Here is a 15736-nt window from a genome sequence, read left to right on the forward strand (position 1 = left end):
TATTTAAGTAATTCAAGCTAAAGTTTTTTCATTTGTTTGTTTATTTAGTCTATAAAGGATTCATATTTTGTTAAATTTCTGCTTATGTGATTAAGGTGTCCAATAAGCAATACGGTTACCCGGAACAGCTGCAATTAACCATTCCTCCTCGCCTTGACGGCAACCATCGCCAGCCTGCCAGCACTCATACATTTCATGAGATCCGTTCACAGATAATATTTTTCCTGATTGAAAAGCTACATACAAATGCGGCATGTTTTCACCTAACCAAATATCCACAACTTCCTCATTTAAAAGACTATCTATAGACATGGTATTCTCTTTAATTGTTATAGTCTTTTCATGAAAGTTCACCGCCTGGTCAAAAACTGTCCATTTAGGATCCTCAATATGAAGCCAGGATTGGGATTGATTAGACGGATGTTTCAAAGAGAAATAGAGATAGAAAGAATCTGGCCCAGCAGATTTTATTCTGATGACCATTCCTTTTACAAAGATCTGCTTTAAAGCTGCTTCAGCAAATTCCTTATCTTTTTTATCCAAAGAAACCATTTTTCTTCTCCTAAACCAGTTCACATTCCATCCCCTTACTATATTGTAATAACCCCAACCCACTGGCTTGATTTCGATGCTACTTGAAAGGTGCGATGATCCACCCACTCCGGTTTTCCTAAAAATCTTCCATAAACGACATGGCTTGGCACCTCTTCAACAAGGACTTCTTCCTTAACCATCAGGCCGCTTTTGTGATAAATTTTGGCCATTAGCTTAAAGGAAGCAACCGTATGGACTCCGACAACATAGGCAGTGTGTTCTTTATCAGTGCTCTTTTTGGGAGTGCCTTTTAATAAAAACTCTACCGAATACTTGTGTTCTTTAATTTTTTCAAGAGCATCCTTAACCGGAGTATAATTCCAGCTCTTTTCCTGAAAAACAGGAGAAATAAATTCATTGAATACTCTGCAATACTCGATATATTTTTCTTCTGGATCACGTAAATCCAAAAATTCCTTTGGATTATATGGGATCTTGATGGTTAAACCATTCTCGATTGTATAGGAATCCACGATGGTTTCCTTCATATCTGCCAAACAGTAAACCATCAAAGATTCCACTTCATCAGTTAATGCCCCTTGCAAGTAACGGCTTACTATCAGTGAAAAAACATTCGTCTGGAGATTAAAGCCAACTTCATTCTTCTTTTGTCTATTGGTTGCATCGTGTAGAATAATCTCTTTTAATTCCACCTAAATTCCCCTCTGCCTAACGTGATCGAAAGAACTCAATATCATAAATTTACTCAAATTCATAAAATATCCTATTTGCTAAATTGTTTTTTCCCTCCAAAATCACTTCCCTAAAAAAGATTTCCAGATTTTTATAGGATTTCAGGATTTTTTTGGATCTATATTCTATCTCCAATATATTCTCGTTAAGCATATCAATCACATAGTACGTATTTTTCACAAGCGAATCAGCAAAAATAAAATGATTTTCCGGGGTTCCTTTTTTTCGGTATAAGTCCTGCATAACTTCTAAATCAAATGCCTGGTGAACCTGTTCTTCATAACTTAGCCCTCTGTAAGTCTCCGGGCCTATTCCTGACACTCTAAGGATGTCAAATAAGTAACAGCCATTGCAGTTTCTTAGAAATTCTTTATAAACTGATGGAAAGTGAACCTTTGTTTTTGTTTCATAATCCACGATCGCCTTAAGTAATAGGCCTGGCTGTATGTGGGTATGCCAGCGGCCTTCTCCTAAATGGCCATATAGGACAGTATTGGTTCGAAGCTTTTTCTTATCTGTCTCATAGATTTGATCTAATTCTTTTTTTAGAACATCAGCTTTGACTATTTTTGACATGTTTAATCCCCTTTTCCGAAAGACTGTATCAATAGGAATTAAATTTTCATTGTTTTAATGTATTATTCGCAAAGGCTCACATTCATAAAAACTTTCAGACTGATAAACATGATACGGGAATGTACCAGGTTCACCTAACAGCAATCCCAATTATAAAGAACATTAGTGAAATTCCTGTTTTTTAAATCTTCTTCTTTTATAAAGAAGTTTGCAACCCCGCTGTCCCCGAACATCAGGTCAATATCATCGTCCGTATCCGCCTGGAATAGCAGTATGGTATATTCTCCTGTTGGATCACTTTTTTCTCTCGGATCCTGCTGGGTGAAGTAAGGATAACCGCCTATTTTATGGCCCTCTGCACCTAACTCCTCAAAGTAGAGTTCATGTAAATCTTCATAGTCCGGATGATCGATGGATTCGAATAAGTCGATATTGACCATGTCCTCAAAACGGAAGTCATCAGCAGGTACAGGAGCGATCTTAAGCTGGAAACTCATCTTTGCTTCCTGGACTATCGGATCATATTCATTACTTAAATCAGGTACATACGAAAAGTCTGTCACCAGGTCTTCCTCATCTTTTACAATACTTGGATGATAAATAACCCGGAAGTTTCTTTGAGCAGTCGGGTTATCAAAATCAAGCCCGTACACATCATCAGCCGGCGAGAGATAGAATTGAAGAATCCCGCTTTCAGGCAACGGCTCAATGCGGGGAACTTCTTCGAAATTAATCTGTGCAAATAGATTCATATAATTCCCCTGCTCATCCTTTGGGTGATCGCTCAACTTTGGAAGGTAGGGATGTCCTCCAAACTTACTTTCAAAAAGGGTGGTCTCCCCTCTTTCTGCTTGGATACTGACAAACGGTTTAGCTGTTTTTTCTAATTCGGCCCGATATTTTTCAAATTCCTTCGGCAGCTTTAATACTAAACTGGTCATAAGATTCTATCCTCCTAATTCTATTCAATCCACCTATTTAGTCTCTTCTGTTAAAATTTCATCCATATATTCCTTTAATTCTATGCTTATTTCTTCCGGCGATTCATCCAGGAGCTCTCCGGCCACTTTGGAACCAGGGAATTTCCGTAAGACTGGCATGCCTAAAAGGATGCGTTCGCATTCCCAAATTTTAATAATCTTTAAGTCTATGAGGTCACCGTTCTTGTCAGTAAATCCTACTGAAATGGAGGAACTGTATCCAGGCTGAAAGACATCATTGCCCTCTTGGTCAAAGGCAGCTTCCAATTTGAGGCCTTTCTTTGAAAAAGCGGTTTTATGCTCTTTTTGGAGTCTTTCAGCCTGTTCTTTGAGTTTCTGTTCAATATCTTCAATCTTCGTTTTTAACTGTGGGGTAAAGTCTTTATCCTGAATTCTCATACCATCAGCTACTCTCATTATTCTTTAAAAAAGCTCAACTCACCGATACTGCTCTTTAAAAATCAGCTTAAACTTGGGCCTTAACGTTATTTCTATAATGTTTTCATATAAATCTGATTCACCATGAAACAATCGAATGATCGCATATTCCTTTTCGTCCGCGGCAATTTCTATTTTCCTTACAGATAGCAGCTTCATATAGGAAAGAACTTCATTAGAGTTTTTTTCTTTTACATCCATTATAAATTCATCATAAAAAGGAGATAGCCTGACCTCCATTACTTCATTTTCGTTTTCAAAAATAAAAGATGAAGTGTCATAATAAAAATTCTCCGTCTCATCTTTTCTCCCCGGCAATGATTCAAACACCGATATTAGGTCAGCTTCTTCTGGAATCTCCATGATTAAAACCTCCTTTCAAAAACAGCTATTACCATTCCCTCCACTCCTCTGTGATGTCCCCGTCAAACTCCAAACCCGCTATGCCTGCAGCTTCCATAATGTATTCACAGAGCTCTTCTCTTTCAAGTGTTTCAATAAAGTAATCATACTTTTCATTTAGCTTGTTCAGCTTTAGAGTCACTTGTTTTACATATTTCTTGATCTCTTTTTCCGTCAATCCGCTATCTTGGGTCAGATTTTTCATAAACGAATCAAGAACCTTATTGGCAGCTCTTATATTTTCTTTTGTGAACAGATCATCACCATCTGCCATTCTCGTTTCCCACTCTTTTGTAGGCAGAGCCAGATCCCCCAGCTTCATATCCTTTTCCGGATCCCTATTCTTAATTTTCTGCTTGGTGTAATACACTTCCTCAATGTTTTCACACACAGAGAGATCGCCATCTTGTACATGCGTATCGGGAAAGATAACAGCCTTCAGCTTAGGCAGATTTTCAGTAAAGCGAATTGAGGGTATATCCCCACAATTAATCAGCTTTAATTGTTCCAAATGCATCAACTCACCAATAGATGAAAAATCTTCAACCCCCTTGCAGCTCTCAAACTCCACATCAATCAGCGGAGCCTTCACTTTGCGAAGCGCACTAACATCTTTTAAACTCCTAAGATAATTCAACTGAAGCATTTGCAGGCTCACTATCTCTTGGATTCCTTCAAGTGTGACAATATTTGATTGTGTTAAAATAAGCTCTTTTAAGCTTTTTAACCCACTAAATTCAGTGAGATTCCTGGCTTTCGGCTTATAGCTCCACAGCTGGGCTCTGGTTAGCTTACTTAATTCATTCAGTCCGGCCGTTTTACTCGGCAGTTGCCCGTATACTTCTTGCAGATTCTTAAGTTCTCCTATTTTAAAAACATTTTTAGTGGTTGTTTCATTTATCGATAGAATCCTTAGGTCCCTTAAGCTATAGATGCCGCTCAAGTCTTTTATAAAAGAATTAAAAACATCCAAATGTTCAATACCCGGGCATTCATTCAAAAAATAAACATCTGGAGAATCAAAATCTGACACACCCACATGTTTAATGCTATGTTTATTGATATATTCCACACTCTCATTTATAGCGGCCGGATTTTCAAAGATTACCTTCTCTCCAGTTTCACTCCTGCGGATATAGACATTCCCTTCATAATAAAATGGCATATGTATACCTCTTTTTCATTTAACTTACTGCATACTATAGAATTTCTCCGCCGCCATCCATTTTTCCTATCAACAAAAAAAGAGCTGCTATAAAAGCAGCCCCATCATAACGTTTTATACGTTTTCCTATAAAATACCCTTAAAACCTTTCGCCTGCTCATCCAGCTTTTTTGCTGCTTCCCCGATATCTTTAAATGCGGATACCGCCTGTTCATTAAGAACCTGATTTTCAGAGATGCCTGACTGCGATTGCAGGGTGGCGTCACTAATTTTGTTGATTTCACTTGATATTCCTTCAATATGGGCGTTGACTTCCTGAATGGAGTCCTGCACCCGGTTTGCGAGCTTTCGCACTTCCCCGGCAACGACGTTGAAGCCTCTGCCATGCTCGCCTGCACGCGCGGCTTCTATGGCTGCATTTAAGGCGAGCAGGTTGGTTTGCGCCGCTATTTCCCGGATCGTTTTTACGATGCTGCCGATGGATTGCGCCTGTGATTTTAGAGAATGGAGGATTTCCAGGTTTCCTTTGGACTCATGAACGAGCTTGCCTATTGCCTGAGCGGCCTCTTCACTTCTCTCAATTCCAGCTTTTGCTTTTTCACTAAGGGCTTCTGACATTTCCTGAAGCTGGTATGCCACCTGTGCTGTATTCGTTTCCCGTTCTGTTATATCTGTTGCAATCTTCACGACACCAGCGACCTTGCCGTCATTCCCGAAGACCGGTGTGTATGTAGCCTCGAGCCAAATAAGGTTTCCCTTTTTGGTCACACGCTGGATTTTTTCCTGAAAGCTTTTGCCATTGCGCAGATTTCTCCAAAGCTCCTGGTATTCCCTGCTGGCGGCAAATTCTCGGGTGCAAAATTGCTTATGCATCATATTTGGCATCTCTTCTGCCCGATATTTCACAGTGCGGGCAAAATTTTCATTTGCCCAGAGCACTTTCCCATTCCCATCAAATTCAATCATCGCCAGAGAATTTTCAATTGCAGCCAAAACAGCTTCTTTTTCTAGGACCTGTGTGCTTTTAACATGATTAGGCTGATACGTTGTAAGCATGCTCTTCCTCTTTTCAAAAAAAGTTTGTAAGAACATATCCTTACAAAAGAACTGTTCCCCTGTAAGTGCTGGCCGGTTGCGCTACTAGCTCGAATTCATTCAAGCGCCCAAATTACCTTGAATTCTCATTGCTTCCAACTTGTTCTATTTATATGTCTATAGTACTAGTATCGGTTTGGTATCACAATTTTAAATGCTCTGCTTTTTCATATGCTGAAAATTCTAATAATTAAACATTAAGACCCATGATTCCCATAATTAGTAAAAGTAGAATAGAACTGTAAGAAATGATGAAGAAGGGATGGATTTATCTGAAAAATAAGCTGATTGCATTATCTTTGGCTTCTGTTTTAAGCTTTTCACTTTTTCCGGAAAGTAGTTTTGCGGAGCAAACTGCTGTGGAAAACCAGGCGATCATACCTGGTGCGCACACAGTAACAGAACAATACTTTGACGGCGCCGGCAACAACTGGCTCACAACAAAGAATCCCCTGCAATATCAGCAGGCAACCCTTTACGGTAATATCGGCCTGGTTCCTTATCTATGGGGAAATGCAGCGGAAGGAACCGGATGGCATCAAATGTACAAGCCGGCTTCTGTAACGGGAACACAGGTAAATGGTATTTTTGAAGATGCACAGTTTGTCATAAGGGTTCCGGATCACTGGAATGGCCGGCTGGTTGTTTCGGGAATCCCGGCGACACGAAATGAAACATCGACCGATCTGCTTTTCAGCGATTATGTATTGGAAAAAGGATATGCTTTTGCTGCGATCGATAAAGGCACCCAGGGTGAGACTGATTCGGATGATCCATTTGCAAAAGTAAAAAATGCTTTGGTCAATGAAGATGATATTGTAGCAGAGTGGCATCAGCGGTTCCGCCAGGTTACGAAAGCCGCACAGCAGTACTTAGCCAGCTCACATTCGGATGGGCTGATCGATCCGGCGGATTCTTCTGACCCTGCGAGTGATTTAGTATCCGCACAGCATAAGATTCCTACATATGCGATGGGAATTTCCAATGGCGGATACGTCGTGCGTTATGCTCTTGAAAATGATGATCCGGTGAAAACCGGAGAACCGCGGCTTTTTGATGGAGGAGTCGACTGGGAAGGTGTTCTCTGGACGGAGAAAAAAGAAAACTTGATCAGTTCCCTGACCACTGTTGTGAATAATGCTGAGGAAGCTTTGTACGGCAGCGGCAAAGACCAGCAAAAAGCGGTTAAAGAGCTATATAAAGCAGGTTTGCCAAAAGGGTCGGAAAAACTGTGGGCCTACCATGATCAGGTATACTGGTTTATCTCGCTGAATATCTATCGGGACCATTTCGATCCTGAAGCACCAGGCCGGACGGATTGGAGCAATTACCTGAACTTCGTTAATGGCGTGAGAGATCGTTCCTATGATCCTATTTTTGAAGATTATAAGTATGTGACCCGTCCGAAGGAAGTGAAAGAAAATATTAAGGCGGTGGCCAATACGGGCGATATTGATGTGCCGCTCATTTCTTTTACAGGTTCCCTTGATTCGCTTATTTTCCCGGAGATCCATGCAAAGGGATATCAAAAGCTGGTCAAGAAAGCCGGAAAGCAGGACCTGCACAGAATGTATACGATTGAGAACGGCAACCATGTTGACAGCCTTGTCTGGAACCCGGGCACTGATCCGGATCAAGAGCTTCAGCCTCTGCTGCCTTATGCTCATCAATCATTTGACCTGCTAGTTGACTGGGTGGAAAACGGAAATGCGGCTCCTGCGAGCAAAACGGTTGATGCACCGGAGAACCCGGTTAAGGTCATTGATTTGAAAACTGGGCTGGAACGGGACCCTCGTTAGAGTGGCGGAGATGTGGTTCGGAAATTGGACAAATGCCTTCCGCACAGAAAAATTTCTATCCACACAGAAATTTGGGTTAAAAGCACAGAAAAAATCTTATCCGCACAGAAATTGAGGCTATCCGCACATAATGATTTTTATGAATGCATCTAGTTGCAGTTTTAGATAAAATATCTTCTAAATATGCTGCCCCAGTCGTTTTTGATTGGGGCTTTTAAGAGTTTTTTGGTTAATAAGCAGTTCTTTCCTGCTTCGGGTTTGTGCTGGAGGGCAAATTAGAGGCGAAGGTTACCCCCGGGTTCGGACTGTATCTGGCGCTTTCCTGCTTTTTGTGTCTGAAGTTGGACCGGGTTCGGACTCTAACTCGGGCGCTCGTACATTCTGTGTCCGAAGTTCTCCCGGGTTCGGACTCTAACTGGCGCTTTCCTGCATTCTGTGTCCGAAGTTACCCCAGGTTCGGACTCTAACTGGCGCTTTCCTGCATTCTGTGTCCGAAGTTACCCCAGGTTCGGACTCTAACTGGCGCTTTCCTGCATTCTGTGTCCGAAGTTCTCCCAGGTTCGGACTCTAACTGGCGCTTTCCTGCATTCTGTGTCTGAAGTTCCCCCGGCTTCAGACTCAAAGTGGATAATTTCTGCTTTCTCTGTCTGAAGTTGCTCCAAGTTCAGACTCAAACTCCATCATTTCTTCTCATTCGGTCCGAAGTTACCCCAGATAAATCCGCTCATCCCTCCCAAAACACCCTATCATTTCAGCGAAGAACCTTCCTGCTTCCTGCCAACAGCCACACCACCACCGGAATCAGTCCAAAGGAAACCACGGTAATCCCCGTCCAGCCTCCGGTCTGCCATACCAGACCGGCAAGCGTCCCACCGGTTGCGACTCCAAGATAATAGCTTACGAGATAGAGGCTCGAAGCACCGGCTTTGTGATGGGCAGCGCGCTCATTTACAATAGCCGCCATTAGTGAATGCGCCACAAAGAACCCCAGGCAGGTCAGGCATAGGCCTATCACAATTACCGATAAGGATTGCACATTTGTAAGCAAGGTCCCTCCTATTAAAATGACAGTTCCAACCGAAACCAGTGTGGTTTGCCTAAAATAAGAGGATAACCTTCCGCCAAGAATGGAGCCTACTATACCAAAGCTGTACGCCAGGTAGGTAAAAGAAATATTTTTTACAGAGAGATTAAAGGGGTCCTGTTCCAGATAAAAGGCCAGGTACGTCCATACTCCTGTAAACGAGAATTGGAGGAGGATCCCCATCGCGAATGCAGGGAAAAGCTTCGTATTTTTCAGATGTGAGGCCATTCCTGACAGGTCTTTTTGTACAGATCTTTTACTGGGACTAAAATAATGAGATTTTGGCAGAGTTATAAAATAAATGATGAATAGCAAAATGGAAAATCCAAACAGGCAGTAGACAGAAGTCTGCCAGCTGGCCATATCTGCAATGTACCCGACGAAGATGCGGCCGGCCATTCCGCCAATGGCATTCGCTGCAATATACATGGTGATGCCTAGGCTGATGCTGCCTGGAGCGAGTTCCTCCCCTAAATAGGCGATGGCTGCTGCGGGCAGGCCCGCTATACAAAAGCCCTGCAGGAAGCGAAGCACCAGAAAGGTTTCAAAGTTAGGTGCAATCGGCAATAGCACCAGCGGAATCATGGTGCAGACAAGTGTGAAATTCATAATGGAAACCCGTCCGATTCGATCAGACAGAAATCCGAAAAATAATAATCCGAAAATCATAGAAACTACAGCAGCAGACAGTGATAAACCGGCTGCTGCTGATGTGACGTCAAATGAATCTGCCAGCAGCGGCATAATCGGCTGCACAAAGTATAAATTGGCAAATACTAAAATGGATGCACTTGTCATTGCAATCATCATTTTTTTGAAGCCTGCATCCTGCAGCGAATATTTATTTGATTCCTGTTGTCGAGCTTGTACGGCAGTCATTTTTTCACCCTGTTCCATTAAAGCGTTAAATTCATCATACCATTTCCTTTAAAAGGAATCGAAAATTTCCCCCTCTCGATTCCCATTAAAAACTTCCCTCAACTTTTTTTGAAACAGTGCGCACCTTCATTCCAGCTGTCCTAAATGTTATAATAAAGGAATGTACTTTACAGGGTCGACTAACCCGTTTTACGGGAGCCTTGTTCTAAATAGATTCGACAAAATTCGGTGGTGCCTGTTACCAATTAGGAGGTATGAATATGATTCCGGAGCGGTTTTTGGAGCCTTTGGAGTTTGCAGCGAATGAGCTGAAGGGGCTGCTGCGGGCTGAGGATGAGGAGGATGCGCGCCTGGTGCAGAAGGGACTGATGCTTTTTCGGCAGGGGCTTGTGTATCAGCTTCGCTTTGAAGGTGATAAGGTGTTGGCGACCGTACAGGATGTGACTCCCGCAAAGGTAGAACTGGATCTTGAGTACATTCATTTAAGTGAGTGTTCCTGTCCGGCCGAAGGCTTTTGCCGCCATCAGACCGCGGTCTTTCTGCAGCTTCTTTCCAAGGCCAGGAGTGTGTCCACGTGGATTGAAGAGTGGCGGAAGCCGATTAAGGAAAAGCAGACCGCCAAGAATTGGGGACTTCAAAAAGCGAAGGATCTTTTAAAATCCTCCGGCCAGATGAAGGCGGATTATGATCTCTGGGCTGCTTCATTCGACGAAAGCTTTACCGAGCTGATGGAAAAACAGGGAGAGCCTCGTCCTTATGTCCTGCCTGAGCTTTTCCATGTGTATCTGCGCCGCATGAAAGCGGGAGCACCGGTGGAGCAGGAATGGAAGCTTCTTTACCTTCTGATCGGCTATGTTTTTTCATTCAAAAAGCTAATGGCGCTGAGCAGGAAGTACGGCCATGGCAAGGAATTGATTGACCGCTATTACCGCCATCTCTATCAGTCCCTGATGGAGGATTCCGTTGAGATCATGAATAAACTGTCGGTGCACTCCCTCCCGTTCGCGTTCGATCAATTTATCGAAAAGCTGAAGGATGATTCTGCCGGACTGATCACCGGTTCTTTTGGGATGGAATATGAACGAACACATTTATACCGGCTGCTATGGACGCATTTTTTCAAAAAGAAAGAATGGCGTGAAGCGGAGATCGAGAACCTGAAATCCTCCATAGAAGAGGAGCCTAACCTGCCGATATTGGCTGGCTATGTGCACCTTCAGATTCTTGAACGCAATGATGAACAGGCACTTAGTGTTTTAAATGTGCCAAATGTCTTAATGACACCTTACATGCTTTACTGGCTCGATTACTTTTCAGCCAATAAGGACTGGAATCGGATGGGCCCGTATGCAGAAGCATTTATCCATAAATTACGTGATTATCTGAAAGAAATTGATGACTATTACGCCTGCATGGATTTTACCCGGATGTCCATAAAAGCTATTTCTCCTTATTGCCTGGAGAGCAGCAAAATGGATTTATACGAAAAAGCCTTGATGGAGACGCTGCCGTACAGCTACAGTGACTATGAATATCTGCTTTTCGAAAAAGGTGAATTCATGAAATGGGCGGACTTGCAGGCGTTTATTGGCTTTGATCTTGATTCTCTTGGCAAGGACCGGATCAGGGAAATCAGCAAAAAGGAGCCCTCCATCCTCCTGCCGCTTTATCATCAGTCCATCACAGGCCATATTAATATGAAAAACAGAGATCATTACCGCGAGGCCGTCCGGAAAATGAAAAAGCTTCGCACGCTGTACAACAAGCTGAAACGCCAGGAAGACTGGCAGCTTTTTCTTGAATTGCTGCTTGAAAAAACGAAACGTCTCCGCGCCTTTCAGGAAGAATGCAAAAGGGGTAAGCTAATCGATGCTTAAAACGAGATTTCTTCATGTGAAAGTGAAACCAATAAACAATGACCGCTACCTGATTTTTGCTGTTGATGAAGAGGGGCGCCTGCTTTCTCCGAAGGAATGGAAGCCGCTTCTTTTTAACCACCACAGGGAAAGCTTTTTCGGAAGCATGCTTGATGCTGCCGAGTCAGACGGGATCACAGGGATCTCTGTAAGCGGCTGGCAGCTGGTTACCCTGTTTGCGGCAGAGCAATTCAACCGTTTGATTGATTGGAGCTGGGATGAAACGGCAGAAATTCTGCTGGCCTCCTCTCCTGCTCTTTATGACTCGATCGTGGACCAGGAATGGATGCCGGACTTTGCCGCCTGGGAACAGGATCAATTCCGCTGGGCACTGCCGGAAAGTGTGATCACCGAATTCGGCACAAGCTTTTGGGAGCAGACAGTAGAGGGCTCTCCAGTCAGGGAGTTTATCGGGGATTTATTCCACCTGTCCCTTGATGGCTATATGAATCAAAACCAGGACGCAAAATCACAGTTCGGTGAGAAGCTTGAAGCTTTGCGAAGTGAGCATCTCTCACCGCGTGACCTTGCCGCTTATTTTGATGAACAAAGCTGGCAGGAATGGATCGGGGTCAAAGCAAATGAAGCTCCTTTTTCAATCGGACTTAAGCTGGAAGAACCCGGCGATATCGATACCAGCTGGGATTTGACGATTTTTCTGCGCGGAAAAAAGAACCCTGATGTATTTGCCGACTACAAGGATTATTCGAATTATCCGCATGACTGGCATGATTATGAAGACTCAATTGAAAAAGAAATCCAGCGCTGGCTGGAGCTTTTCCCTTGGCTTGAAGGCAAGCCTGGCGAGATTTCGACTATGCTGACGGAAGATGAAGCCTGGACTTTTCTGACTGAGGCGAGCGAAACCATGCTGGCACTTGGCGTGGAAATTCTGCTTCCATCCTGGTGGCAGGCAATGAAGAACGCAAGCCTCAAGGTAAAAGCAAAAGTGAAAGGAACAGGAGGCCATCGCCCCTCGTTTGTCGGGCTGCAGTCCATGCTTGATTATGATTGGCGCTTCAGCATGAATGGCGTTGACTTAACAGAGGAAGAATTCCGGGGCATGGTAGAGGAAAAAAGACGGCTCGTATACGTTCGCGGCCGCTGGATTAAGCTGGACCCCCACTTCGTCCGCCATATCCAGGATTTAATGAAGAAAGCGGAAAAAGAAGGTTTGCATGTCCGCGATTTGATTGAGCAGGAGCTTATGGCTGACGGGAGCCCTCAGGAAGATGATCTGGATAACCCTAAAACATTTGCCCGGATTCAGATCGAGCTTAACCGCCAATGGAAACAGATGGTGAAGCAGCTCCGCGATATTAAAAACCTTCCGCTTGAAGAGGTCCCGGCAAGCTTCAAGGGTGATCTCCGCCCTTACCAGAAGCTCGGGATGAGCTGGCTGCTGTTTTTGCGCCGGTATGGTTTCGGCGCCATTTTGGCAGATGATATGGGTCTTGGAAAAACGATTCAGCTGATCTCCTATCTTTTAAAAGTTAAAAAAGAGGAAGACAGCGGCCCATCTCTCATCGTGTGCCCTACATCTGTCCTCGGCAACTGGCAAAAGGAAATCGAGCGCTTTGCCCCCGGCATGAGCGTATATCTCCATTACGGATCCAACCGCCTGAAGGGAGAAAGCTTTTCTGAAAAAGTAATGGAGTCTGATATTGTGCTGACCTCCTATGGACTAACCCATATGGATCTGGAGGATTTTGAAGCAGTCCAGTGGAGCTCCATTTCGATTGATGAAGCCCAAAATATTAAAAATGCCCAGACAAAACAATCGAGGGCTGTCCGGAAGTTAAAGGGCAAGCATCATATTGCTCTCACCGGCACGCCGATGGAAAACCGTTTGACCGAACTCTGGTCCATTTTTGACTTCACGAACCACGGCTATCTTGGCAGTCTCGGTCAGTTCCAAAAGCGCTATGTTCTGCCGATTGAGAAGGATGACGACAAAAATAAAGTTAAGCAGCTGCAGGCCTATATTCGCCCCTTCCTGCTCCGCCGCACGAAGAAGGATGAAGATGTGGCCCTGAACCTGCCTGATAAGCTTGAGCAGAAGGAGTATTGTCCGCTGACTGCTGAACAGGCTTCCCTATATGAGCAGCTTGTCCAGGATACATTCGCACAGATCGAAAAGCTTTCAGGGTTTGAGCGCAAAGGACTGATTCTGCAGTTATTAAGCCGCTTAAAGCAGCTGTGCAACCATCCGGCCCTTTATTTAAAAGAAGAGAAGCCTAAGCATGTCCTTGAGCGTTCTGTAAAGCTTGAGAAATTAAGCGAACTCGTCAGTGCTGTTCATGAACAGGGCGAAAGCTGCCTGATTTTCACCCAATATATCGAAATGGGGAATATGATCGCCCGCCTGCTGAAAAAACAATTCGGATTCGACGTGCCGTTTTTAAACGGAAGCGTGCCAAAGCAGGAGCGGGATTCTATGATCAGCCGTTTTCAGAATCATGATTTCCCGGTATTCCTGCTGTCGCTTAAAGCCGGCGGAACCGGTTTGAATCTGACGGCAGCAAACCATGTTATCCATTATGACCGCTGGTGGAATCCTGCTGTGGAAAATCAGGCGACTGACCGCGCCTACCGGATTGGGCAAAATCGCTTTGTTCATGTGCATAAAATGATTGCCACCGGCACACTCGAGGAAAAAATTGATGCTATGCTTGAAAAAAAGCAATCCCTTAATGACCAGATCATTACGAGCGAGAACTGGATTACCGAGCTTTCAACAGATGAGCTGCGGGATCTGGTTCACCTGACATAAAAATGGTTCAGTCTTCAAGTCCTTGATATGCATAAAGGCTTGAAGGCTGTTCTTCTATTTTCGCATATTCCGGCTTATTGGGCATTTGCGTCAGGAAAGTGACTTTGCTTCCTTCCTTTATAATGAAACAGGATAGCAGCTGGTATGTAGGTTTCTTGTCCCCGGCGTTAATTGCCACCTGACTTAATAAGAAGTTAAACTTGTAGTGAATAGTTCGTTCCGTATCGTTGAACATAAGTGAAGTATGGCTTCTAAGAGGAATTCTTTGATAGGATTTATTATTCTGGAGCTTAATGAGCTGAAGCGCATCAAAGAAGCTTGGCTGATGATTGGTATTTAGATTTTTATTTTCTGTTTGAAAATACAGGTACCCGGTTTTATCTCCTTTACCCACTAAATCCCCTCCTTTTTATTATTTTCAAAAAATATATTCGACATATTCCGTGAAAATCCTCCCTGGTACTTAATACCTATGCAGCAGTATTTATTATCCGTGAATAATAATCACGTTTATTAGTGTGACCACCGTTCACAAACAGCCTTTTTACACTTTATTCCCGCTAAGTTAAAGGAAAGAAAGCAAACGGCGGTGAAAAAGGATGTCTTTACCTGAAATACTGAAAAAGTTAAGAACAGACCGAAAGTGGACTCAGGATTTTGCAGCAGAAATGCTGAAAGTGGATCGCTCAACCATCAGCAAATACGAAACAGGCAAGGTCACCCCCACTTACCAAACCCTCGTACAAATGGCAGAAGTATATAAAGTGAATAAGACCTTATTGACTGATGAATTGGAGAGCCCGTCCTCCTACTCAGCGGCGGACAAGTCCGTTTTAAAAGAAAACCCGGATGATAAGGATATGGAAATGATCCGGGAGATCATCAGCCATTATCCGGACCTGAAAAAAGCCCTCCTGGATATATACACCTTTAACGAAAAGAAAAAAGCCCTCGCTGTGAGAATGATTAAGAACAACATTCATGCATTGAAGGAATTTTAGGTTATTCGACAAAATTCGGGCGATGCCTGTCACCATAAAAATAACCCGGCACATGAGTACCGGGTTCCAATTTGGGGAGGTTTTGGGGATATGATTGATTCTCTATATGGAAGGAAAATGTGTGGACAGCTGGATGGGGGATGCCGTCAATTCATGATGGAGAAGCGTTTAGCTGTTTGAAGCTTTTGTGTATGGCCGTTTAACATGACCGTTTCACGGATGAGCGCTTCAAGCTGGAGGACTCGTTTGTTCAGATCATCGACTCTGTGGTTTGATTTTCCGAGCATTTTGATGAGGCTTTCGAGCATATATTCCAATGCCTTTTCTCTTTCAGACACTTC

The 15736-nt window shown here is 43.5% G+C and carries 15 protein-coding genes and 1 riboswitch; of the genes, 4 read left to right on the plus strand and 11 right to left on the minus strand.

Annotation, left to right across the window (positions count from 1 at the left end; translation table 11 throughout):
- Positions 1–90: 90 nt before the first annotated feature.
- The 8 genes from NAF01_RS23510 to NAF01_RS25025 all read right to left on the minus strand — a co-directional run bounded on the left by NAF01_RS23510 (position 91) and on the right by NAF01_RS25025 (position 5904).
- Positions 91–660 carry a hypothetical protein gene (locus NAF01_RS23510; protein WP_250801338.1) on the minus strand — a complete coding sequence of 190 codons (570 nt, stop codon included), beginning with the start codon at positions 658–660 and terminating at the stop codon, positions 91–93.
- The gene (locus tag NAF01_RS23515; RefSeq protein WP_250801339.1) at positions 591–1247 is read right to left on the minus strand and encodes a hypothetical protein; all 657 of its coding nucleotides are present in this window, start codon (positions 1245–1247) and stop codon (positions 591–593) included. The genes NAF01_RS23510 and NAF01_RS23515 overlap by 70 nt, the downstream gene beginning before the upstream one ends.
- Positions 1248–1296: 49 nt before the next feature.
- Positions 1297–1863: an SMI1/KNR4 family protein gene (locus NAF01_RS23520; protein WP_226618715.1), complete on the minus strand. Its 567-nt coding sequence runs from the start codon at positions 1861–1863 to the stop codon at positions 1297–1299.
- A 134-nt stretch (positions 1864–1997) separates the two neighbouring features.
- Positions 1998–2804: a YwqG family protein gene (locus NAF01_RS23525; protein WP_250801343.1), complete on the minus strand. Its 807-nt coding sequence runs from the start codon at positions 2802–2804 to the stop codon at positions 1998–2000.
- A 33-nt stretch (positions 2805–2837) separates the two neighbouring features.
- Positions 2838–3242, minus strand: coding sequence for a hypothetical protein (locus tag NAF01_RS23530; RefSeq protein ID WP_250801344.1), 405 nt, complete (start codon positions 3240–3242; stop codon positions 2838–2840).
- A 39-nt stretch (positions 3243–3281) separates the two neighbouring features.
- Complete coding sequence (locus NAF01_RS23535) at positions 3282–3644, minus strand: hypothetical protein (RefSeq protein WP_250801345.1); 363 nt, start codon at positions 3642–3644, stop codon at positions 3282–3284.
- 28 nt (positions 3645–3672) lie between these two features.
- Positions 3673–4005, minus strand: a complete 333-nt coding sequence (locus tag NAF01_RS25090; RefSeq protein WP_319003795.1) for a hypothetical protein — start codon at positions 4003–4005, stop codon at positions 3673–3675.
- Between the two features lie 969 nt (positions 4006–4974).
- Positions 4975–5904, minus strand: coding sequence for a methyl-accepting chemotaxis protein (locus NAF01_RS25025; RefSeq protein ID WP_284709491.1), 930 nt, complete (start codon positions 5902–5904; stop codon positions 4975–4977).
- 61 nt (positions 5905–5965) lie between these two features.
- Positions 5966–6049: riboswitch (cyclic di-GMP riboswitch) on the minus strand.
- 166 nt (positions 6050–6215) lie between these two features.
- On the opposite strand from NAF01_RS25025, the gene NAF01_RS23555 reads away from it, so the two are divergent.
- Positions 6216–7742 carry an alpha/beta hydrolase gene (locus NAF01_RS23555; RefSeq protein WP_434964689.1) on the plus strand — a complete coding sequence of 509 codons (1527 nt, stop codon included), beginning with the start codon at positions 6216–6218 and terminating at the stop codon, positions 7740–7742.
- Positions 7743–8493: 751 nt separating this feature from the next.
- On the opposite strand, the gene NAF01_RS23560 is transcribed toward NAF01_RS23555, so the two are convergent.
- Positions 8494–9705 carry an MFS transporter gene (locus NAF01_RS23560; protein ID WP_197217679.1) on the minus strand — a complete coding sequence of 404 codons (1212 nt, stop codon included), beginning with the start codon at positions 9703–9705 and terminating at the stop codon, positions 8494–8496.
- Positions 9706–9965: 260 nt separating this feature from the next.
- Between NAF01_RS23560 and NAF01_RS23565 the strand changes: the two genes are divergently transcribed.
- Both NAF01_RS23565 and NAF01_RS23570 read left to right on the plus strand, forming a co-directional pair.
- Entirely contained in the window at positions 9966–11582 is a 1617-nt protein-coding gene (locus tag NAF01_RS23565; RefSeq protein WP_197246533.1) for an SWIM zinc finger family protein, read from the plus strand.
- Complete coding sequence (locus NAF01_RS23570; RefSeq protein WP_197246531.1) at positions 11575–14394, plus strand: DEAD/DEAH box helicase; 2820 nt, start codon at positions 11575–11577, stop codon at positions 14392–14394. Before NAF01_RS23565 ends, NAF01_RS23570 begins: the two co-directional genes overlap by 8 nt.
- 7 nt (positions 14395–14401) lie before the next feature.
- On the opposite strand, the gene NAF01_RS23575 is transcribed toward NAF01_RS23570, so the two are convergent.
- Positions 14402–14788 (minus strand): hypothetical protein, encoded by a 387-nt coding sequence (locus NAF01_RS23575; protein WP_163142372.1) that lies wholly within the window; start codon positions 14786–14788, stop codon positions 14402–14404.
- A 205-nt stretch (positions 14789–14993) separates the two neighbouring features.
- On the opposite strand from NAF01_RS23575, the gene NAF01_RS23580 reads away from it, so the two are divergent.
- On the plus strand, positions 14994–15395 hold the full coding sequence (locus NAF01_RS23580) for a helix-turn-helix domain-containing protein (protein ID WP_163142370.1): 402 nt from the start codon (positions 14994–14996) through the stop codon (positions 15393–15395).
- 146 nt (positions 15396–15541) lie between these two features.
- On the opposite strand, the gene NAF01_RS23585 is transcribed toward NAF01_RS23580, so the two are convergent.
- Positions 15542–15733: a hypothetical protein gene (locus tag NAF01_RS23585; RefSeq protein WP_250802533.1), complete on the minus strand. Its 192-nt coding sequence runs from the start codon at positions 15731–15733 to the stop codon at positions 15542–15544.
- Positions 15734–15736 lie beyond the last annotated feature (3 nt).

It is taken from the genome of Cytobacillus firmus (assembly GCF_023657595.1).
GTDB classification, from domain to species: domain Bacteria; phylum Bacillota; class Bacilli; order Bacillales; family Cytobacillaceae; genus Cytobacillus; species Cytobacillus firmus_B.